17 protein-coding genes are annotated in these 19263 nt (G+C 65.8%); 8 read left to right on the forward strand and 9 right to left on the reverse strand.

Annotated features, from left to right (window positions below; translation table 11 throughout):
• Position 1: 1 nt before the first annotated feature.
• The 4 genes from V6F88_RS08045 to tssM are packed head-to-tail and all read left to right on the forward strand — an operon-like array spanning position 2 to position 7759.
• Positions 2-1570, forward strand: coding sequence for a sigma 54-interacting transcriptional regulator (locus V6F88_RS08045; RefSeq protein ID WP_332608761.1), 1569 nt, complete (start codon positions 2-4; stop codon positions 1568-1570).
• Complete coding sequence (locus V6F88_RS08050) at positions 1567-2307, forward strand: type VI secretion system-associated protein TagO (RefSeq protein WP_332608762.1); 741 nt, start codon at positions 1567-1569, stop codon at positions 2305-2307. Before V6F88_RS08045 ends, V6F88_RS08050 begins: the two co-directional genes overlap by 4 nt.
• Positions 2304-3860 carry a type VI secretion system protein TssA gene (gene tssA, locus V6F88_RS08055; protein ID WP_332608763.1) on the forward strand — a complete coding sequence of 519 codons (1557 nt, stop codon included), beginning with the start codon at positions 2304-2306 and terminating at the stop codon, positions 3858-3860. Before V6F88_RS08050 ends, tssA begins: the two co-directional genes overlap by 4 nt.
• Positions 3857-7759 (forward strand): type VI secretion system membrane subunit TssM, encoded by a 3903-nt coding sequence (gene tssM / locus V6F88_RS08060; protein WP_332608764.1) that lies wholly within the window; start codon positions 3857-3859, stop codon positions 7757-7759. The genes tssA and tssM overlap by 4 nt, the downstream gene beginning before the upstream one ends.
• Before the next feature lie 126 nt (positions 7760-7885).
• On the opposite strand, the gene V6F88_RS08065 is transcribed toward tssM, so the two are convergent.
• A complete protein-coding gene (locus V6F88_RS08065; RefSeq protein WP_332608765.1) occupies positions 7886-8236 on the reverse strand; it encodes a hypothetical protein in 351 nt (116 codons plus the stop codon).
• A 262-nt stretch (positions 8237-8498) separates the two neighbouring features.
• Entirely contained in the window at positions 8499-8735 is a 237-nt protein-coding gene (locus tag V6F88_RS08070) for a DUF3820 family protein (protein WP_332608766.1), read from the reverse strand.
• 215 nt (positions 8736-8950) lie between these two features.
• Between V6F88_RS08070 and V6F88_RS08075 the strand changes: the two genes are divergently transcribed.
• Entirely contained in the window at positions 8951-9376 is a 426-nt protein-coding gene (locus V6F88_RS08075; protein ID WP_332608767.1) for a copper resistance protein NlpE, read from the forward strand.
• 120 nt (positions 9377-9496) lie between these two features.
• A complete protein-coding gene (locus V6F88_RS08080; protein ID WP_332608768.1) occupies positions 9497-10243 on the forward strand; it encodes an ABC transporter substrate-binding protein in 747 nt (248 codons plus the stop codon).
• A gap of 65 nt (positions 10244-10308) precedes the next feature.
• On the opposite strand, the gene aliA is transcribed toward V6F88_RS08080, so the two are convergent.
• From aliA to badH, 4 genes are read right to left on the reverse strand one after another with little or no spacing between them, the layout of a single operon-like run.
• A complete protein-coding gene (aliA, locus tag V6F88_RS08085; RefSeq protein WP_332608769.1) occupies positions 10309-11976 on the reverse strand; it encodes a cyclohexanecarboxylate-CoA ligase in 1668 nt (555 codons plus the stop codon).
• Between the two features lie 42 nt (positions 11977-12018).
• Positions 12019-13170 (reverse strand): cyclohexanecarboxyl-CoA dehydrogenase, encoded by a 1152-nt coding sequence (aliB, locus tag V6F88_RS08090; RefSeq protein ID WP_332608770.1) that lies wholly within the window; start codon positions 13168-13170, stop codon positions 12019-12021.
• A gap of 42 nt (positions 13171-13212) precedes the next feature.
• Positions 13213-13995, reverse strand: a complete 783-nt coding sequence (badI, locus tag V6F88_RS08095; RefSeq protein ID WP_332608771.1) for a 2-ketocyclohexanecarboxyl-CoA hydrolase — start codon at positions 13993-13995, stop codon at positions 13213-13215.
• 42 nt (positions 13996-14037) lie between these two features.
• Positions 14038-14805, reverse strand: coding sequence for a 2-hydroxycyclohexanecarboxyl-CoA dehydrogenase (badH, locus tag V6F88_RS08100; protein ID WP_332608772.1), 768 nt, complete (start codon positions 14803-14805; stop codon positions 14038-14040).
• 133 nt (positions 14806-14938) lie between these two features.
• Here badH and V6F88_RS08105 point away from each other — a divergent pair, with 133 nt between their 5' ends.
• A complete protein-coding gene (locus V6F88_RS08105; protein ID WP_442880223.1) occupies positions 14939-15442 on the forward strand; it encodes a MarR family winged helix-turn-helix transcriptional regulator in 504 nt (167 codons plus the stop codon).
• Between the two features lie 14 nt (positions 15443-15456).
• Here the strand turns inward: V6F88_RS08105 and V6F88_RS08110 are convergent, their stop codons facing one another.
• A complete protein-coding gene (locus V6F88_RS08110) occupies positions 15457-15792 on the reverse strand; it encodes an FmdB family zinc ribbon protein (protein ID WP_332608774.1) in 336 nt (111 codons plus the stop codon).
• Positions 15793-15802: 10 nt separating this feature from the next.
• Complete coding sequence (fmdA, locus tag V6F88_RS08115) at positions 15803-17032, reverse strand: formamidase (RefSeq protein WP_332608775.1); 1230 nt, start codon at positions 17030-17032, stop codon at positions 15803-15805.
• A 238-nt stretch (positions 17033-17270) separates the two neighbouring features.
• On the opposite strand from fmdA, the gene V6F88_RS08120 reads away from it, so the two are divergent.
• Complete coding sequence (locus V6F88_RS08120; RefSeq protein ID WP_332608776.1) at positions 17271-17639, forward strand: hypothetical protein; 369 nt, start codon at positions 17271-17273, stop codon at positions 17637-17639.
• Between the two features lie 86 nt (positions 17640-17725).
• Here the strand turns inward: V6F88_RS08120 and V6F88_RS08125 are convergent, their stop codons facing one another.
• On the reverse strand, positions 17726-19225 hold the full coding sequence (locus V6F88_RS08125) for an aminotransferase class V-fold PLP-dependent enzyme (protein WP_332608777.1): 1500 nt from the start codon (positions 19223-19225) through the stop codon (positions 17726-17728).
• Positions 19226-19263 lie beyond the last annotated feature (38 nt).

Consider the following 19263-nt stretch of genomic DNA (forward strand, 5'->3'; position numbering starts at 1 on the left):
CATGGACGCGCAAAGCGTGGCCAACGTAGCCCGCGACATGGCAAGCGCCAGCCGGCCCGACGCGCTGGCGCAAGTGTTCGTCGCCGCCTGCGCGGCAGCGCCCGCCGTCTCGGCCGCCTGCCTGTACGCCCGCAACGCCACGGGCGACACGCTGGTGCCGTTGGCGTCGGCCGGGTCTCCCGGCGCCGACCTGCACGACATCAGCATGGACGCGCTGGATGACCCCTTGGTCTACGCAATGACCAGCGGCAAGCCCTGCCTGGTAGAGCGGATGTCCGCCCTGGTGGGCGTGGGCGCGGGCTTTGAACGATTGCGTGAACGCCTGGGCGCGGGGCACGGCTTGCTGGCCGTGCCCCTGCACGATGCGCGCCGGCAATCGTTGGCCGTGCTGATTCTGGCGGGGCCCTCGCTGACCTTGTCCACGTGGCGCGACCACCCCGTCTGGCGCGCCCTGCAGGCAACGCACGAAGCGCTGTTCATGCGGCTGCACGCCCAGGCGCATGCCGCCGACGACGCGCGCTACCAACGGGCGCTGCGCCAGACCCCGGCGGCCGACGCAGGCAAGCAGCGCGCCGCCCGCTTGCTGGCGGCCGAATTCATCGGCATCAGCGCGGCGGCAAAAGCGGCGCGGGAAGCGATGCTGCGCTTCGCGGATTCGGCGCTAGCTGTGCTGCTTACCGGCGAAACCGGCACAGGCAAGGACCACGCCGCCTGGTTGATACACCAGGCCTCGTCGCGCAACGGCAAGTTCGTGCCCGTCAACTGCGCGGCCATTCCCCAAGACCTGATCGAAGCCGAGCTGTTCGGCAACGTGCGCGGCGCGTATACCGGCGCCGTGCAGGCGCGTACCGGCCTGGTTGCCGAAGCCGACGGCGGCACGCTTTTCCTGGATGAAATCGGCGACATGCCCATGGCGTTGCAGGGCACGCTGCTGCGCCTGCTGAATGAAAAGAAGTTCCGGCCGCTGGGCGCCACGCGCGAGCACGGCTCGGACTTCCGCTTGATCTGCGCCACCCACCGGCCATTGCCGCAGTTGATCCGCGATGGCCGTTTTCGCGAAGACCTGTACTTTCGCATCCGGCAGCTGACGCTGGCGCTGCCGCCGCTGCGCGAGCGGCCGGAAGATATCCCTGCATTGGCCCACCACACCGTGCTGCAACACAATCGCGAGCGCCAGACTCGCGTGACCGGTATCGCGCCCGACGCGCTGGCGGTGCTGGCGGCGCATGCCCTGCCCGGCAACGTGCGCCAGCTTCGCAGCCTGATCCTGGTGGCCTCCGAAAGAACGGCGCCGGGACATGCCATCCGCGCCGACACGCTTGAACTGTCGCAAGGCGACGTGCCGCCGTTGCCGGGCCACACCGCTGGCACGGATCTGCTGCATGGCCTGCTGCACACCGACAACCTGCCGCAGGCGCTGGACGCCTTTCAAAGCCTGGTCATCCGTGCGCGCCTGCGGCAAGTCAATGGATCTCGTAGCCGGGCTGCCCAAAGCCTCGGCATCCCCAAACGTACGCTGGCGCGCCGCTGTCAGGCGTGGAATCTGGATCGGGAGGACCACACCTCATGAAACTTGCCCCTAGCTTGGTTGTGCTGATGCTGGCCGCGCCTGCGGGCCAGGCGGCCAACGACCTTGACGCGCCCGCGCGCGACTGCACGCAGATCGTGTCCGGCGTTGAACGGCTGGCCTGCTTTGATGCGGCGGCGGGCACGCCGCCCGCGCTCTCCACGCCGCTGAGCGGCCATCGGCACACGGTTGCGCTGGACCCAGCCGCAGGCAACCCGTGGACCGCCGAGCCCACCCCCGCCCCCGACGCGTCGGCCGCGCTGCTGCCGCCATCCGCCCGGGCGTACGACATCGTCAGGCAGAACGAATCGACGCGCCCCGAGGGCGACAGGTCGTTTTTGATAAGCGACTCGAACGAGCCGCCCGCCGGCCAGCAGCGCGTGGTGATTTCCGCGCCCGCGTTGAACATGCGCCCACCCATCTATCTGGCCATCACCTGCCTGTCCAATATCTCGCGGCTGCAGCTATTGGCCGACCGGCCCTTCGAACGGCATCAGATGTCGGTGCGGCTGTATATGGACGATCGCCCGCTGTCGCCCGCGCGGCCGTGGCGCGTGCTGGACGAAGGCAACGTGGCGGACGCCGGCCGGGGGCTGGTTGCCATCGAGCAGCTGCGGCCTTTCGTCGCGGGCGCGCGGCTGCGCGTGGAAAGCGACTATGCGCCCGTCAACGGCCTGACGTTTGACGCCACGGGTCTGCAAGCCCTGTTGTCGCGCCAGCGCGAGGCGTGTCACTGGTGACGCACTACGCCGCTCTTGACATGGATGCCTTGCTGGCGCCGCTGGATGCGCGCCAGCCCGCCGGCCACTTCGACGAAGAAGACGAAACCTTCCAGGGGATCGACCACGAGATGATCAAGCTGGGCGGTCTGCAAGAGGCGCGGCTGGACTGGCTGTACGTAGACGAGGCCGCCCGCCAGTACCTGGCATCACAGTGCAAGCACTTTCGCGTCGCGGGTCATTTGATTTCGGCGCGCATCAAGGCGGGCTCGTGGCGCCGCTGGGCCGAGGCGGCCGATGTGCTGGCGGGCATGGTCCAGCACTACTGGGAAACCGGGCACCCCAAGCCCGGACCCACCGGCTATCTGGGCAAGCGCCGTCTGGTGTCGCTACTGGCCGACCGCCTGCGCGACGCGCTGGAAACGTTGCCGGCGGCGGGTTTCAACCCGGCGGATCAGGCCCGCGCGCAGCAGGCGCTGGACCGGCTTCAGGCCAGTGCGCCCGAGGCCAAGCTGGACCAGGCGGTGCTGACCCGGTTGGAAGCGCATTTTTCCCGCCGCGTCGAACAGGCCCGGTATCCCGACGCAGCCACATCCGCCTCCCCCAAAAGAGGCGCCGGCCAACAAGGCGGTCAGGCCATCAGCGAGAGCTTCTTCGGCGGACCCGGCGGTTCTGGTGGCGGTTCTGGTGGCGGGTTTGGCGGTGGGTCCGCCGGGGGATCTTCCGGCACGTTCTCCGGCGCCGCGCCCACTGCCTCGCTCAGCGCCGGCGACGAGCGCGAGAACCGCCGTTCCCTGTTGAGCGTGGCCGAATTCATCAACCAGCAGGACGCCTACGACCCCACTGGTTACCAGCTGCGCCGCTTCGCGCTGTGGGCGCATCTGCACGCCGCGCCCAACACGCGTCAGGGCATGCGGACGGAATTGATGGCGGTGCCCACCGACATCGTGGACGGCTACGGCGAAGCCCTGGCCGGCAACGCCGTCAACCCGGCGCTGCTGCAACGCGTGGAAAAAAGCGTCGTCGCGTCGCCCTACTGGATACGCGGCAGCTTTCTGGCGGCCGGTATCGCCGCGCGCCTTGAAATGAAGGATGCCGCCGCCGCAATCCGGCTTGCCACGGAACGCTTCGTGCGCCGCATTCCCGCCTTGGTGGACTTGAGCTTCAGCGACGGCCGCGCCTTTGTGGATAGCGAAACACTGGCCTGGATCAGCGGCGCGGATGGCCACGACGGCAGCGTCGGCCCTCACCCGGAATTTTCCGCCCTGCGCGAAGAACTGATTGCGCAGTTGGACAGCGACGGGGTCGAAACCGTGCTGCATCGGCTGCAAGAACTACAGGGCAATTCGGAATCGCCACGCCAGCGCGCGTACGCCACCGTCATCGCGGCGGACCTGCTTGCCGCTCGCGGCCTGTCATGGCTGGCTCAGAACCTCTACACGAATGTGGCCGTCACGCTGCGCGCGATGCCCGCCCACGAATGGGAGCCCGAGCTGGCCGAACAATTGAACCCAAATCTGCCCGCGCGCCCCGCCAACGACGCGGACAGCAAGAGCCAAGGAGTCCTGCGATGAAGAATGTGTGGTCGATGATCAAGCGCTACGGCGTGCCGGTCGCCAGTCAATTCAAAAGCGCCATGCCGATCCTGGTGCTGATCGCCATCGCGTTCCTGCTGATCGGCCTGTGGTGGCTGGGCCCGTTCTGGACCTGGCGTGGCCAGCAGCCATTGGCTGACTTGACGCTGCGCATCCTTTGCACGCTGCTGATCCTGATGGCGCCCGCGCTGGGATGGCTGTGGGCGTTGCGCCGACGCAATCGCCGGCTAGAGGCCGAGCGCGGCGCTTTGGCGCGGCGCGAGGACGACCCGGCGCTGCGCTTCGTCCAGGCGCAAGAGCGCGCGCTGGATCAAAGCCTTGACGTGCTGCGTGCCAACCTGAAGGGCCGCAACGCGATCTACGAGCTGCCGTGGTATCTGGTGCTGGGTCAGGAAAACTCCGGCAAGACCAGCTTCATCAACCGATCCAGCCAGAGCTTTTCACTAAGCAACGAGGTCAAGGCCGGCGTGCGCCGCGCGTATGCGGACCCGGACCTGGCGTACGAAATCGATTGGTGGATGGGCGATGAGGCGGTGCTGATCGACCCACCCGGCGAACTTGTCAGCCAGACAGAGGCCGCGCCGGCGCCGGAACTCGTGGACCGGGTAGCCGATGCCGGCGCGGCTGGCGACGGGGCCACGGCCGCTGCTCAGGCCGCCGCGCAAGCCGCGCCCCTGGGCGACAGTCCCGCCCTTGCCGGCACACGGTCCACCCCACCATCCCCCCCACAGGCTGTCCCCTCTTCGCGTTCCCCGGGGCAGGTCTTGTTGCCGCCCGGCGCGCACGCCCGTCTGTGGGCCGGGCTGTTGGACTGGCTGGGCCGCAACCGCAGCCGGCGTCCGCTGAACGGCGTGGTGTTGATGGTTGACCTGGTGACGCTGCTGAATCAAAAGGCCAGCGACCGCAAGGCGTTGGCGATTCTGCTGCGCACGCGCCTGGCCGAACTGAGCCGCCACCTGGGCACGCGCCCGCCGCTGTATGTCGTCTTGAGCAAGTTCGACCTGCTCAATGGTTTTGAACCCTTCTTTGCCCGCTTGCCGCGCGCCGTGCGCGAAGACATCTTCGGCTTCACCTTCACGCTGGACTCGGTGCACGACTACGACGCGTGGCTGGATGAGCTGGCCGGCCGCTATGACGGCTTCATCCAACGCTTGAACGAACAGATATTCGACGCGCTGGGCCAGGCCGCCACGATGGAAGCGCGCGAGGCGCTGTTTTCACTGGTGCGGCAATTGGCCGGCATGCGGCCGGTGCTGCTGGGCTTTTTGGAAGACGTGCTGGGCAGTGATCGATACATCACGCCCGCCTTGCCGCGCGGCGTGTACTTTTCATCCGTCTATCAACAAGGGCTGCTGTGCGACGCGTTCATCAATGCCGCGTCGCAATCGTATGGCCTTGAAGAGGCGGCCGTGCATGCCAAGCCCAGCGGGCGCTCGGTGGTGTATTTTGCGCAGCAGGTGTTCCAGCGCATCATCTACCCCGAAGCCGGGCTGGCCGGCGACAACCTGAAGGTCATGGCCGACAAGCGCCGCACCCTGCTGGTGGGGTTTGGCGTGGCCGGGCTGGGCTGCCTGCTGATGGCCGGCGGCTGGTACCACTACCACGGAGTCAACCGCCAGATGGCGATGTCCGTACTGGAGAAAAGCCGGGAATTCAGCGTGCACAAGATCGACGGCAGCAGCGACCCCACGGGGCGCAACCTGTTGCAGCCGCTGGACCGGATCCGCAGCGCCGTCGCGGTCGTGGGCGATTACCGCGGTGCCTGGCCGGTGGTGTCCGAGCTGGGTCTGTACCAGGGCCGCAAGATCGGGCCTAAGGTCGACGAGGCTTATTTGCAACTGCTGTCAAAGCGTTTCCTGCCCGAGTTGGCCGGCGGTGTCATGCACGCCATTAACAGCGCGCCGTCGGGCAGCAACCAGCAACTGGCCGCGCTGCGCGTCTATCGCATGATCGAAGACCGCGACAACCGCCGCGCGCCCATCGTCGAAGATTGGATGACGCAGCAATGGCAGGCGGCCTACCCGGGCCAGGGCTCGGTGCAGAACGGCCTGATGCGACACCTGGACTACGCCATGAAATATGCCGACGCCGATCTGCCACAAAACCAGGCACGCATCGCCGACGTCCAGCAGCGCCTGCGGCAGTTGCCCATGCCGCAGCGCGTCTACATGACGATGCGCGAACAGGCCGGCAAGCTCCTGCATTCGCCTCTGGACCTGCGCCATGAAGTCGGCCCCGCCTTCGACATCCTCTACAAAGATCCCGCCGCGCCGGGCAGCACCGCGGGCGCCACCACCCGCATCGATCCGCTGCTGACGGCGGCGGGTTATCACGGCTACTTTGCTGCGCACGGCAAGGACTTTACCGACCTGGCCATGATCGACCGCTGGACCCTGGGCGAACGCCAACGCATCGACTATTCAGAGGCCGATAAGCAGGTGCTGGCCGAACGCGTGCGCGCGCTGTACAGCAGCGACTACATCGACACCTGGCAACGCAACCTGAACCAGCTTGAAGTCGTGGATTTCAACGACCTGGGCCAGGCGGTAACGGTGCTGGGCAACGTCACCAGCCCGGCTGCGCCGCTGCGCCGCCTGGTCGAAACGGTGCGCGACAACACGGTGTTGAGCCCGCCCTCGCCCGGCGTCGCCACGCCCGGCCAGCCTTCTGACAAGGTCGAGCCGGTAACCGCCAACGCCATCACGGGCGCGAACGTTCCGCAGGTGGCGGTCATAGCGCGGCCGTTTGCGCCCCTGTCCGAACTGCTGCTGTCCAAGGGCGACAAGCCTTCCTACCTGGATGAAAGCATGGGCGCCATCGGCCGCGTCCACGACACCCTGAAAAGCGTGCATGACAGCCCAGAACCCGGCAAGGCGGCGCTGGCCGTCGTGCTGGACCGCTTTGCGCTCAAGGGCGCCGACCCCATCGGCAACCTGCAACGCGTGGCGGTGGGCCTGCCCGAACCGCTGAACCGGCAGGTGAAAAAACTGGCCGACGAATCCTCGCAGGTGTTGCTGATCGAGGCGCTGAAGGAACTGGAACGGCGCTGGGACACCGACGTCTACCGCTACTACCAGGAACGGCTGGCCGGGCGCTACCCGTTCAACCCGAACAGCCGCGTGGATGCCTCGCTTGAGGACTTCACGGCGCTGTTCGGCCCGCTAGGCAGGCTGGCGCAGTTCAAGGAGCAATACCTGAAACTGTTCTTTGATGACAACCTTGAAGCCTTGTATTCGGAACGCCGTGGCGGCTACCTGGTGCGCATGGACGTGCTAAAGCAGCTTGAGGCGGCCGACCGAATCCGCGACGCCTTCTTCAACAGCCGTGGAGCGCTGGGCGTGCAGTTCAGCATCGAGCCGCTGGGGCTGACGTCCAGCCGCCGCAGCAGCGTGCTAAGCGTCGAAGGGCAGCTGATTGCCTACAGCCACGGCCCGAGCAATAGCGTCGGCCTGATCTGGCCAAACAATCTGGGCGATTCCACTGAAAGCCGCATCACGCTGGTCAGCGCGGCGGGCACCAGCAGCGGGCTGGTGTATCGCGGGTCGTGGTCGATGTTCCGCCTGTTGAGCCAGGCGCGCCTGGACAGCGCAACGGCCAATAGCGTGGACCTGAGCTTTTCGGCCAACGACGGCGCCATGCGCTATCGCATCACGGCCGAGAAGTCGAACAACCCGTTCACGCAGGCGAGTTTTGATGGGTTTGTCTTGCCGCAAACCCTGTTGGCCGAGGCATCCAAATCGGCGCCGGCGCCGCCCGCACCCGTCTTCACGCCCGGCGCCAATCCGAAAGCGACTACGCCCAAAGGCCCGCCGCGTTCGCCACCCAAGGCAAGCGCCGCGTCGCCCAAGCTGGCCATCAATGATGCAGCGCTGCGCTGATGAACGATGGGAACGCCTGCGCGGCGGTTGCCAAGGCGGTATATCAGGGACGGGCGTCAGTGGCTTCAGTGGCGGTTCCCAGCGGGCAGTTCAAACCGAGCGGGGCCAGCGCGCCCTGCCCGCGGCCTACTGCTGCTGGCGGCGCTGCTCCAGTTCTTTCAGGCACTGGGCAACGCCGGCCTGCATCTGGGCGTTCGACACCGCCGCGCGGTCGGACACTTCGCGGCAACGCACGTACTGCGCCCGGCTTTCCTCGGTGTCGCGCATGACCGGCGGGAGTGCGCTTGGGTCGGGCGTGACGGTCATGCGCAAGGTTGACGGCGGCGACTGGCTGCCGTCCTTGGAAGGCATGCTGGGAAACTGCATTTCCTGGGAAGCGGGCGCGGGGCTTTGCATGGACTGAGCATGCGCCACGCTGGCGGCGCCCAACGTGCAAAGCGCGGCAAACATGGCGGCCGGAACGGAGAATTTCTTCATGGGGACCTCTTCTTTAATGGGCAAGCGCCCTTGGCGACCGGATGGCGGATGCGCGGCCGCCCGGGGCGCGCCGGCTTATCGTAGCGCCCGGTGCGCGCCGTCGTCGTGCCAAACCGCTACAAGCGCCCCCACAGTTGTTTCGCGCCGTTTCCGACCGGGCCATGCGGTCGGGCATTGTGTGGGCCTCCAGCGGCCACCTCTGGGGCCGGCCCTTGTGCCACTCCGGGCTCGGTTCTGGCGCCGTTCTGAGCTACATCCAGGGCTACGCTCTGGGCCCAGACCCGGCCCGCGCAGGACGCAGCGGCGCCAGCAGCGACGACAAGCCGTTGTGATCCAGCTCATGCATGAGTGCCAGCAGGCGCCCAAGCTCGCCAGGCGGAAAACCCTTGCGCGCAAACCATGCCAGGTAAGGACCGGGCAGGTCAGCGATGAGTCGCCCTTTGTATTTGCCAAACGGCATATCGCGGGTCACCAGCAGGTTGAGCAGTTCAGGATCCATGGCGCGTCAGGAGATTGATGCCGGCAGTCTACTCCAGCCGTTCAGGCTTGCAATGCGCCTTTCCCGCAACGGATTGCGGCACTTTACATCCCGTTTCAGCACCCTCCCGTTACTGTCCGTATCGTGGATCCAGCACGACGCTTCCCGCAAGACACTTCAAGCCAGACACTTCCCAGCAAGACTTTCGGCAAACCACTTACCCACAGGAGCTCGCCATGATGAAGACCACCCTGACCTGCACCCTGAGCCTGGCCTTGCTTGCCGGCTGCGCGCCGTTCAAGTCGCACGACGCGCGCGATACGCCCGCCGATAACCACACCGCCCGCAATGCCCTGGACTGGCCGGGCAGCTACGAAGGCACCCTGCCCTGCGCGGATTGCCCCGGCATCAAGACGCGCTTGACGCTACTCAAGGGCGACCGCTACGAACGCCAGACCCAGTACCTGGATCGCGAGCCGCAACCCGAAATCGTGACCGGCACATTCAGTTGGGAGTCGGACGGTAGCACCATCCGCCTGGACGCCGCCGGCGACAGCCAACGCTACTTCGTCGCCGAGAACCAGGTGACGATGCTGTACCGCGACGGCACCCGCCCCACCGGCCCGCTAGCCCCGCACTACGTGCTGCGCCGCGCACAATAAAGCGCGGCTCGGGCTTCATGCCGGCGCCGACCCGGCCGCGCACAGGCGCCGCCGATCCAGCTATTCTTGAGGGCGAACCGCCGCACCCTGACGGCGCGGCGCATACCGATCAAGGAAGCCATGAAGACCGACCACGAGCTGCTTTCCGCATTCGCCCCCACCGGTACGCTGCGCGCGTCCATCAACCTGGGCAATCCCATACTGGCCAACACCGACCCGGCCACCGGCCAGCCGGTCGGCGTGTCGGTGGACCTGGCCACGGAACTGGCGCGCCGCCTGGACGTCAAGCTGGATTTGGTGGTGTTCAAATCGGCCGGCGAATCGGTCAACGCCGTGGCGGCTGAACAGGCGGACGTGGGATTTTTCGCCATCGACCCGTTGCGCGGCGCGCAAATCGCCTTTACCGCCCCCTACGTCGTGATCGAAGGCGCCTACCTGGTGCGCGACGATTCGCCGGTTACCGCGATGGACCAGGTCGACAGCCAGGGCGTGCGCGTGGTGGTGGGCAAAGGCAGCGCCTACGACCTGTACCTGACGCGCGAACTGAAGCACGCCGAGATCTTCCGCGCGCCGACCTCGCCCGCCGTCGTCGATACCTTCATGAAGGAAAACCTGGAAGTGGCCGCAGGCGTCAAGCAGCAGTTGCAAGCCGACGCCGCGCGCCTGGGTGGCCTGCGGCTGCTGGACGGCCATTTCATGTTGATCCGCCAAGCCATGGGCGTGCCCAAAAGCCGGGGCGACAAGGCCAGTGCTTATCTGGCGGCCTACGTGGAAGCGATGAAGAAGGCCGGGTTTGTGGCCGACGCGCTGGCGCGCCACAAGATCCAGGGCGCGGCGGTGGCGCCGCTGGAAGCCGCGCCAGCCTGAGCCGGGTTGTTTCGGCCAGTACGCCCCGCCCCCATGTGATATCAGACCTGATATCCGACGTCCGCCTACCCCGGCGTCCCGTCCTGCCCCTCGCCCAGGTTTGCGCGCAGCATCTCGCGCAGCTTGAATTTCTGGACCTTGCCCGTGGGCGTGGCGGGCAGTTGATCCAGCACCTCAAGCCGCTCGGGTATGTATTGCCTGGTCACGCCGAAGCCCGTCAGAAACTGCACCAGGTCCGGCAAGGTCAACGCCTGCCCGGGCTTTAGCGTTACCACCGCGCACGCGCGTTCACCCAGGCGGGCATCGGGATACGCCGCGATGGCGGCCATTTCCACGGCGGGATGCCGATACAGCAGCGACTCGATCTCAACCACCGGGATGTTCTCGCCGCCTCGGATGATGACGTCCTTGCTGCGCCCCGTAATGCGCAGATAGCCGTCGGCGTCGATGCGGGCCATGTCGCCCGTATCGAACCACCCGTCGGCATCCGTCGCGTTCAACCGCGGCCGCTTCAAGTAGCCGCCGAAATTGGAACATGACCGAAGCCAAAGCTGGCCTTCGACGCAGGCGGGCAAGGTCGCGCCCGAGGTGTCCGTTACTTTGATTTCAACGCCGGGCAGGGGCTTGCCGTCGGTGGTGCACGCGCGCGTGTCGTCATCGTCCAGCAACGTCAACGTCACCGCGCCGTTTTCCGTCATCCCCCAGGCCGAGATGATTTTCGCGCCGAGCGCGCGAGTCGCCTGTTCGACAAGCGGGCCGGGGATCGGCGCGCCCGCGCAAAGAAAGACGCGCAGCGTGGGCACCGTCAAGCCCGACTGCGCCACCTGGCGCGCGATATCCGTCAGGAAGGGCGTCGATGCCATGCTGAACGTGACGCCCATTTCGCGCATCAGCGCGACGGCCTTCTCGGCATTCCAGATATCCAGCGTGACGGCGCTGGCGCCCAGATAGAACGGCATCATCAGGCCATACATGAAGCCGGTCTGGTGCGCCATGGGCGAGCCCATCAGCACCACGTCATCGGCCCCCAGGCGCAGCCGTTCGGCGTAGGCGGCGATGTTGGACAGGCAGGTGTTGGCGGTGTGCATGACGCCCTTGGGCTCGCCCGTGGTGCCAGACGTGTACATCAGCTGGGTGACGTCGTCCGGGCCGGGGCGGGTTTGGGTCAGGATGCGGTGCGCATCCGGCTCGCGTTCCCATTCGGGGCCCACGAGCAGCGTGTGGAAACCCTGGGGCCCGTCGCTACCCGCCACGATCACATGCTTTAACGCGGGCAGATCCGCCCGCAAGCCGGCCACCATGTCCGGGTAGTCAAAGCCCCGAAACCGATGCGGCACGATCAACACGCGGGCTTCGCCATGGCGCAGCATGAACGACAGTTCGCGTTGCCGAAAAATATGCATCAGCGGATTCATCACCGCGCCAATGCGCGAGCACGCCAGATACGTGACGACGAATTCCCAGCCGTTGGGTAACTGGCACGCCACCACATCGCCACGCCCCACGCCCAGACGCGCCAGCCCCACGGCCGCCCGGTCCGCCAGCGCAGCCAGCTCGCGATACGAGAACGCGCGCTGCGTGCCGGCGTCGGACTGCACGGCCGTCAATGCAATCTTGTCGGGATGCGCCGCCACGCGCTGGTCCAGCAGGTCGTTGATGGTCACGTCCGGCCACCAACCGCTGGCGATACTCAACGCCCGGCGCGGCGCGATCAATACGGCGTCAAATTCCATGGATGCCTCTCCCAGAAGGGTTGCAAAGAAAGCGATGCCGTCTCAAGCGGGAACGGCGCGTCGACCCGCGCGCTCGCGAGCGATGATGATCTTCATGATTTGCGCGGTGCCGTCGCCGATCTGGAATCCCAGCACATCGCGCAGCCGTTGCTCCATCAAGCCGTGGTCGTAACCGCCATGGCCGAACGTCAGCAGGCATTGATGGACCACGTCGTACGCCAGCTTGGGCGCCCACCATTTGCACATGGCGGCTTGCGTGCCATGCGGCAGGTTGCGGTCCTTCAGCCACAACGTCTGCAGGCACAGCAGGCGCGCAGCCTCAAGCTGGGTTTCAGCCTCGGCCAGCGGATGCGACACGCCCTGGAATGCGGTCAACGGCTTGCCGAACGCCTCGCGCTGGGCCGCATACGCCCACGCCTCGTCCAGCGCCGCGCGCGCCACCGCCAGCACCTGAAGCCCGATCAGTGCGCGCGAATAATCAAAGCCCTGCATGACCTGGACAAAGCCGTGGCCCTCTTGCCCCAGCCGATGATCCGCCGGCACCCGCACGTTCTCGAAGAATAGCGAGCCCCGTCCGATGGCGCGCTGCCCGTGGCAGTCGAAGCGGTTGCGCGTGATGCCGGGCAAGTCCATCGGCACCAGCAAGGCCGTCACGCCATGCGCGCCCGATTCCACGGTGCCGCTGCGGCCAAACACGATGGCGGCGTCGGCTTGATCGGCGGCGGATATGGAGGTTTTTTCACCGTTAAGCACGTAGTGCCCGTCCACGCGCTCGACCCGCAGCCGCAGGTTGGCCGCGTCCGAACCGCCGCGCGGCTCGGTCAAGGCAATGGACAGCAGCGCGTCGCCCTGCGTCAGCCGGCTCAGCCACGGCGCGGCGACCTCGCGTTGACCATGTTGCGCCAGGATCTGCCCATTCAACGAGGCAAGCAGATTGACGTAGGAAAAGCTCAAGTCGGCGCGAGCGATCTGCTCATGGATGACGCCGGCCGCCATGCAACCCAGGCCCTGTCCGCCGCAGTCCTCGGGCAACTCGGGCGCGATGAATCCCAGCTGCCCCATTTCGCGCATCAGGGCGCGATCCAGCACACGGGTCCGGTCGCGCTCCAGGTAGCCCGGCGCCACGCGCCCGGCTGCAAATCGCCCCGCGTGCTCGGCCAAGACGGTCAGGTCTTCGTCGATGTACGGATTCATGTTGTCTCCTCCGGCGCGCCGATCGTTGCGGCGCAGTCTCGGTTATTTCGCGTAGCGGCGGAAATCCGGTTTGCGCTTTTCCTGGAACGCGCGCACGCCTTCGCGGGATTCCTCGGTGTCGTAATAGAGTTTCAACGCGTACATGCCCATGCCGGCGATGCCGGCCTGGTGCGCGGTGTCCATATTGAACGAGCGCTTGGCGATGGCGATGGCCGTGGGGCTTTTCTCCATGATCTCGGCGCACCAGCTGGCCACTTCGTCGTCCAGTTGCTCGTGCGGTACGACGGCGTTGACCAGGCCCATGGCCAAGGCTTCCACCGCCGGATAGCGGCGGCACAGGTACCAGATCTCGCGCGCCTTCTTTTCGCCCACGACGCGCGCCAGGTACGCGGTGCCGTACCCCGGGTCCACCGACCCGACCTTGGGCCCCACCTGGCCGAACACGGCTTTATCGGACGCGATGGTGAAGTCGCAAATGGTGCACAGCACGTTGCCGCCCCCGATGGCGTAGCCCTGGACGCGCGCGATCACCGGCTTGGGCACGTCGCGGATGGCGCTGTGCAGTTCTTCCATGGGCAGGCCGATGGTGCCCCGGCCGTCGTATTGCCCGGCATGCGCGGATTGATCGCCGCCGGTGCAGAAGGCCTTGTCCCCCGCGCCCGCCAGCACGATGACGCCGATGTCGGGCGCGTAGCCGGCGCGGTTGATGGCGTGAATGAGTTCGTCGCAAGTGCGGCCGCGAAACGCGTTCATCTTTTCGGGCCGGTTGATCGTGATCCAGGCGGCGCCATCGCGCACGTCGTAGAGAATATCTTCGTAGTTCATTCTGGGTCCTTAAGGGGCATGCGAAAGCGGTGTCGCCGGCCTTCAGCCGTTCATCGTCAAACCGCCCGACACGCTCAACACCTGCCCGGTGATGTAGGCGGCATCGTCGCTGGCAAAGAACAGGATCGCACCGGGCAGGTCGTCCGGCTGGCCGATTCGCCCCAGGGGGATGGCGCGGGTAAAGGCCTCCAGCAATTTTTCGGGATTGCCGGCGCCTTCCTTGTAATCAGCGAACAGCGCGGTGTCGGTCGGACCCGGGCACACCACATTGACCGTGATGCCATGCCGCGCGTGCTCGCGGGCGATGGTCTTGGAAAACGCCACCAGACCGCCCTTGCACGCCGCGTACACCGCTTCGCCCGAAGAGCCGACACGCGCCGCGTCCGACGCGATGTTGACGATGCGCCCGGCCTTGCGCGCCGCCATGCCGGGCAGCACGGCGTGGTGCAGATGCAAGGCGCCCACCAGGTTGATGGCGATCAGCCGCTCCCATTGCGCGGGTTCCGTCTTGGTGAATGGCTTGAACACGTCCCACCCGGCGTTGTTGACCAGGATGTCGATGGGGCCCAGCACGGTTTCCGTTTCGGCAATGGCCGCGTCCACCTCGTGGCGCTGAGTAATGTCACAAGCGATGGCCAACGCGCGCCCACCGGCCGCTTCGATTTTTTCGGCTACCCGCCGCGCATGCTCTTCGTTCAAGTCCAGCACGGCCACGGCGGCGCCTTCCCTGGCGAAACGCGCGCAGGTCGCGTCCCCTATACCCCCACCGCCGCCTGTCACCACGGCCGTCTTGCCTGCCAGTCTTTGCATGATTTCCTCTGCGTGGATTGCAGGCTTGGTATCCTTGCCAACGAATCAGGCCAAGCCCATATACGTAAACATGTTGACGTATATTAGAGGCTTGGCGACGCCGCATCAAGTTGCGAAACACGGTACCAAGCTTATGAAAAACCCTAACAAAAACACAGAAATAGCCCGAATGGAGTTAGCCAATCGCTTGTTTTTTCGGCTTTACCAATGCGCCAACATGCTGCACAAAACGGGCAGCCGCGCCGTTGAACATCTGGGGCTGACCACGCAGCAATGGGCCGTATTGGGCGCGTTATCGCGGCCGGAAGCGGCCGACGGCATGAGCGTGGGCGACTTGGCGCGCTACCTGATGGTCAGTCGCCAGAGCCTGTCGGGTTTGCTTGGCCGGATGGAGCGCGACGGCCATATCGGCAGTGCACCGGATGGGCGCGACCGGCGCTCGCGCTTGGTCACGATGACGCAATCCGGTCGCAAAGTGTGGGTGCACGACGCCATTCCGCGCATCCATGATTACTACGAAGACGCGCTGGCCGACTTCTCGGTCGGCGATCTGAGCCACACCCTGCACTATCTGCTGAAGCTGCTGGAAAACATGCAGGGCATGGACAAGGACGCGCCGCAGGACGACGCGCCCTGACCTCGCCCGGTAGGCTAGTGGCTGATCATCCAGGGCCTGGCGCCCGCGAATGATTTTGCCCCGTCGGCGCTGCTGGTGCGCGTCTTGCCGGACGCGCGTCCGCCCGAGCAACAGCCGCAGTTCATGCCATGGCCCGCGCGCGAGCTGCGCGGCTCGTTGGCGCTGCGTTCATTGACCGCGCGCGCCCGGTTCACGGCTGACGACAAGGCCGAGATGGCAGGCGCGCCGCCGATGATGCGCGCGGACAAGGTGCCGCACTGCGGGCAGGCGGCCGGTTCGCGCCATTGCGCCAGCGGCCGCAACGCGGCAAAGTCGCCGCATCCGCCGCAGGAATAGTCATACATGGGCATGGCGGTTCTCCTAGCGATCGCGTGACAGCGGCATGTCCACCCCGCCTTTTATATGTTTGATCGGCCCGGATGCCGACGGCTGGATATCGAAGTCAAAGATCTCGGTGGGCAGCCACAGCGTGGCGCAGGAATTGGGGATGTCGACCACGCCGCTGATGTGGCCTTGCACGGGCGCGCAGCCCAGAATCGAATAGGCCTGGGCGCCGGAATAGCCAAATTTCTTCAGGTATTCGATGGCGTTCAGGCACGCCTGCCGATACGCCACGTTTACGTCCAGGTAGTGCTGCTTGCCCTCTTCGTCCACCGAGATGCCTTCGAAGATCAGGTAGTCCTTGTACGCGGGCGTGATGGGGCTGGGCTTGAAGATGGGATTCTTGATGGCGTACTTTTCCATGCCGCCCTTGATGAGCGACACGCGCATGTGCACCCAGCCCGCCATTTCGATTGCGCCGCAAAACGTAATTTCGCCATCGCCTTGCGAAAAATGCAGATCGCCGACCGACAAGCCGCCGCCGTCAACGTACACCGGAAAGAACACGCGCGCGCCGCGCGACAGATCCTTGATGTCGCAGTTGCCGCCGTGCTCGCGAGGCGGCACCGTGCGTGCGCCTTCGGCTGCCGCGCGCTCCCGGTCGGCTCCTTGCAAGGCGCCCATGTGGGCCGTCTTGGGCGCGGGCGGATTGGCCAGCGGCGGTACGCGGTTGGGGTTGGTGTCGATCAGCGCCTGTTCGCGCCGGTTCCACGTTTGCAGCAGCTTCTTGTCGGGCAGGCAACCGATCAGTCCGGGATGGATCAGGCCGGCGAAATTCACGCCGGGAATATGGCGCGACGACGTGAACATGCCGTGAAAATCCCAGATGGATTTTTGCGCGTGCGGGAAATGCTCGGTCAGGAAACCGCCGCCGTTATTGCGACTGAAAAAACCGTTGAACCCCCACAGACTGTCGGGCTTGGCGCCGATATCCAGCAGGTCAACCACCAGCAGGTCACCGGGCTGCGCGCCTTCGACGCCCACTGGCCCCGACAGAAAGTGCACGGTGGACAGGTCCACATCGCGCACGTCGTCGGCGCTGTCATCGTTCTTGATGGCTCCGCCAGTCCAGTCATAGGTTTCCAGCACGAAGTCATCGCCCGGCTTGACCCAGACAGCCATGGGGATATCGGGGTGCCACCGGTTATGGATCTGCTTGTTTTCGTAAGGGGACTGGTCCAGGTCGACCGTGATGAGGGGTGTCGTCATTCTCTTTCATCTCCAACGTACGTGTTGATAAAACAGAACAGCAGCCAAGAAGGCGCCCGATCCCGTTGCGGGTCGGGTCATTTTGAAAACATGAACGGTCAGTGATGCGGTGATTGATGGTAGACGCGTTCGGCCGATTCACCATACTGGTTTTCCATGCAGTGGCAGGCGTGCGGCGCACCATGCCGCAGGGCTTTTTCGCACCAGTTATGATGCACACCACACGAAGGCTTTTCGCATGGCAGCAAACCACCGCCGGCCCCTGGCCGTTTTTTTCATCATGACGGCATGCGCTGCCTGGTCCGCGCACGCGGACGACGCGTGCGTGTCGCGCGTCGACGAGCAGCTGCGTACGATCAAGCGCGCGCAGGATGTGCAGCGCACGCGCGAGGCCGCCGACAACCTGCAATTGAACCGCGAGCTATGCCAGGGTCGGCTGGACTTGCTGGATGCGCGCTATGCGCTGGTTGATGATTTCGAAGCGTGCCGCCGCAACGGCACCACATTCTCAGAGGCGGTCGCGCGCGACCTGACTCGCGCGTCGGACGAGTTGGCCGACGCCAAGGCGGCCTGGGTCCGTACCTGCGGCCGCCAGATGAAGGACTGACCGCAAGCGGGGGCCCCGGGGCCAACCGGTTGGCGATAGGCCCATTGACCCGTTGTTCTCATTGCCCCCACCGCCTTGCCGGTCGCTCAGATCGTCATTTCCATTTCGACGCTTTGCGGGTAGAAGATCGCGCGGCTGGGATCAAAGCCGTAACGCGATTCGAACTGCGTGGCGTCGGCGGCCAGGGCCAGCACGGAATCCAGGATGAAGTCCGCTTTGGCGTCGGGCAGCAACACGCTGAAGTTCAGGCGGATGAAGCCGGGCTTTTCAATTTCGCGGCCATCCAGGATGGCTTGCCGCATCTGCCGCGACTGCGCAGGCCCGATATCAAGCAGCCGATGCACGTACGGCCCCGCGCAGGCGCAACCGCCGCGCGCCTGGATGCCGAAACGGTCGCTTAACATGCGCGTCACCAATTGCTGGTGCACATAGCCGCCCTTGCCGTCGCGTACGCGGAACGAGAAGATCGGCAAGCGCTCGGCCGTCAGCGAACCCAATAGTTCCAGTTGTTCGGCGCCTTGCCAGGCGGCAAGTGCGCGCTGCACGAAATGCGCGTTGCGCTCGCGCATGAAGTCGGCGCCCAGCGCTTCCTTGACCAGCAGCACCAACGCGGCGCGGATGTCGCCCACCACGTTCGGCGTGCCCGCTTCTTCGCGCGATTCCAGGCTGGCGCTGTAGTCATGGCCTTCGGGCGACACGAACTTGACGGTGCCGCCGCCCGGCCAGGTCGGTTTGGCGTCGATCACCGCATCGCGGCGAACGATCAGCACGCCGGAGGCGCCCGGCCCGCCAATGAACTTATGCGGCGAGAACACGATGGCGTCGATGTGCGCGTCCGGCGCCGGCGATATACGGATAGGCAGGTAGGGCGCGCCGCCCGCGTAGTCCCACAACAGCTTGGCGCCTGCCTGCTTGACGCGCCGGGTGATGCCGGCCACATCCGTCACGATGCCGGTCACGTTCGACGCGGCCGACAACGCGCAGATCAACAACGTGCCGTCGGGCGCGTCTAGCGCCGCGTCCAGCGCGGTCAGGTCAGGCCCGCCCTCGGCGGCCTCGGCAACTTCCACGATCTGCGCGCCGCATTCGCGCCACGGCAAGATGTTGGAATGATGTTCGTACGGGCCGATGATGACCCGGACCGGCTTGCCTGCCGCCACCGCCGCGTGCACGCCAAACAAATGCACCAGCCGGTTGATGCCCGCCGTGGCGCCGGACCCGGCAAAGATCACGGCATGGGCCTCGGTCGCGCCGCAGCAACGCGCGATGGCGGCGCGGGCCTCGCGGCGCAAGCGGGTAATGAAGCCGCCGCAATACGAGGCTTCGGTGTGTGAATTGGCGTAATACGGAAGCACTTGTTCCATGACGAAGCGCTCGACCTGCATCAGCGCGCGTCCCGACGCCACGTAGTCGGCATAGACCAGGGGCTTGCGGCCGAACGGGCCGTCAATGAACGCGTCTTTGCCGATCAGCCCATCGGCAAGCCGGGCCGCGATGTCTGGGAATGCCAGGCTGTCTTGAAACTGCTGCAAGGGGCTTTCGGTGTTTATGGCCCCGGCCGTGGCCGTGGCGTTAAGCGTTGTCATGATGAGTCTTCCAATTTATGCGAAATATCATACGATGG

The sequence above is a fragment of the Achromobacter sp. ESBL13 genome (genome assembly GCF_036668755.1).
Lineage (GTDB): Bacteria > Pseudomonadota > Gammaproteobacteria > Burkholderiales > Burkholderiaceae_B > Achromobacter.

Excerpts from the sequence above, each read along its gene's own strand:
- V6F88_RS08045 (WP_332608761.1), top strand. The coding sequence starts at position 2 with ATGGACGCGCAAAGCGTGGCCAACGTAGCCCGCGACATGGCAAGCGCC.
- V6F88_RS08050 (WP_332608762.1), top strand. The coding sequence starts at position 1,567 with ATGAAACTTGCCCCTAGCTTGGTTGTGCTGATGCTGGCCGCGCCTGCG.
- tssM (WP_332608764.1), top strand. The coding sequence starts at position 3,857 with ATGAAGAATGTGTGGTCGATGATCAAGCGCTACGGCGTGCCGGTCGCC.
- V6F88_RS08065 (WP_332608765.1), bottom strand. The coding sequence starts at position 8,236 with ATGAAGAAATTCTCCGTTCCGGCCGCCATGTTTGCCGCGCTTTGCACG.
- V6F88_RS08070 (WP_332608766.1), bottom strand. The coding sequence starts at position 8,735 with ATGGATCCTGAACTGCTCAACCTGCTGGTGACCCGCGATATGCCGTTT.
- V6F88_RS08075 (WP_332608767.1), top strand. The coding sequence starts at position 8,951 with ATGATGAAGACCACCCTGACCTGCACCCTGAGCCTGGCCTTGCTTGCC.
- V6F88_RS08080 (WP_332608768.1), top strand. The coding sequence starts at position 9,497 with ATGAAGACCGACCACGAGCTGCTTTCCGCATTCGCCCCCACCGGTACG.
- aliA (WP_332608769.1), bottom strand. The coding sequence starts at position 11,976 with ATGGAATTTGACGCCGTATTGATCGCGCCGCGCCGGGCGTTGAGTATC.
- aliB (WP_332608770.1), bottom strand. The coding sequence starts at position 13,170 with ATGAATCCGTACATCGACGAAGACCTGACCGTCTTGGCCGAGCACGCG.
- badI (WP_332608771.1), bottom strand. The coding sequence starts at position 13,995 with ATGAACTACGAAGATATTCTCTACGACGTGCGCGATGGCGCCGCCTGG.
- badH (WP_332608772.1), bottom strand. The coding sequence starts at position 14,805 with ATGCAAAGACTGGCAGGCAAGACGGCCGTGGTGACAGGCGGCGGTGGG.
- V6F88_RS08105 (WP_442880223.1), top strand. The coding sequence starts at position 14,939 with ATGAAAAACCCTAACAAAAACACAGAAATAGCCCGAATGGAGTTAGCC.
- V6F88_RS08110 (WP_332608774.1), bottom strand. The coding sequence starts at position 15,792 with ATGCCCATGTATGACTATTCCTGCGGCGGATGCGGCGACTTTGCCGCG.
- fmdA (WP_332608775.1), bottom strand. The coding sequence starts at position 17,032 with ATGACGACACCCCTCATCACGGTCGACCTGGACCAGTCCCCTTACGAA.
- V6F88_RS08120 (WP_332608776.1), top strand. The coding sequence starts at position 17,271 with ATGGCAGCAAACCACCGCCGGCCCCTGGCCGTTTTTTTCATCATGACG.
- V6F88_RS08125 (WP_332608777.1), bottom strand. The coding sequence starts at position 19,225 with ATGACAACGCTTAACGCCACGGCCACGGCCGGGGCCATAAACACCGAA.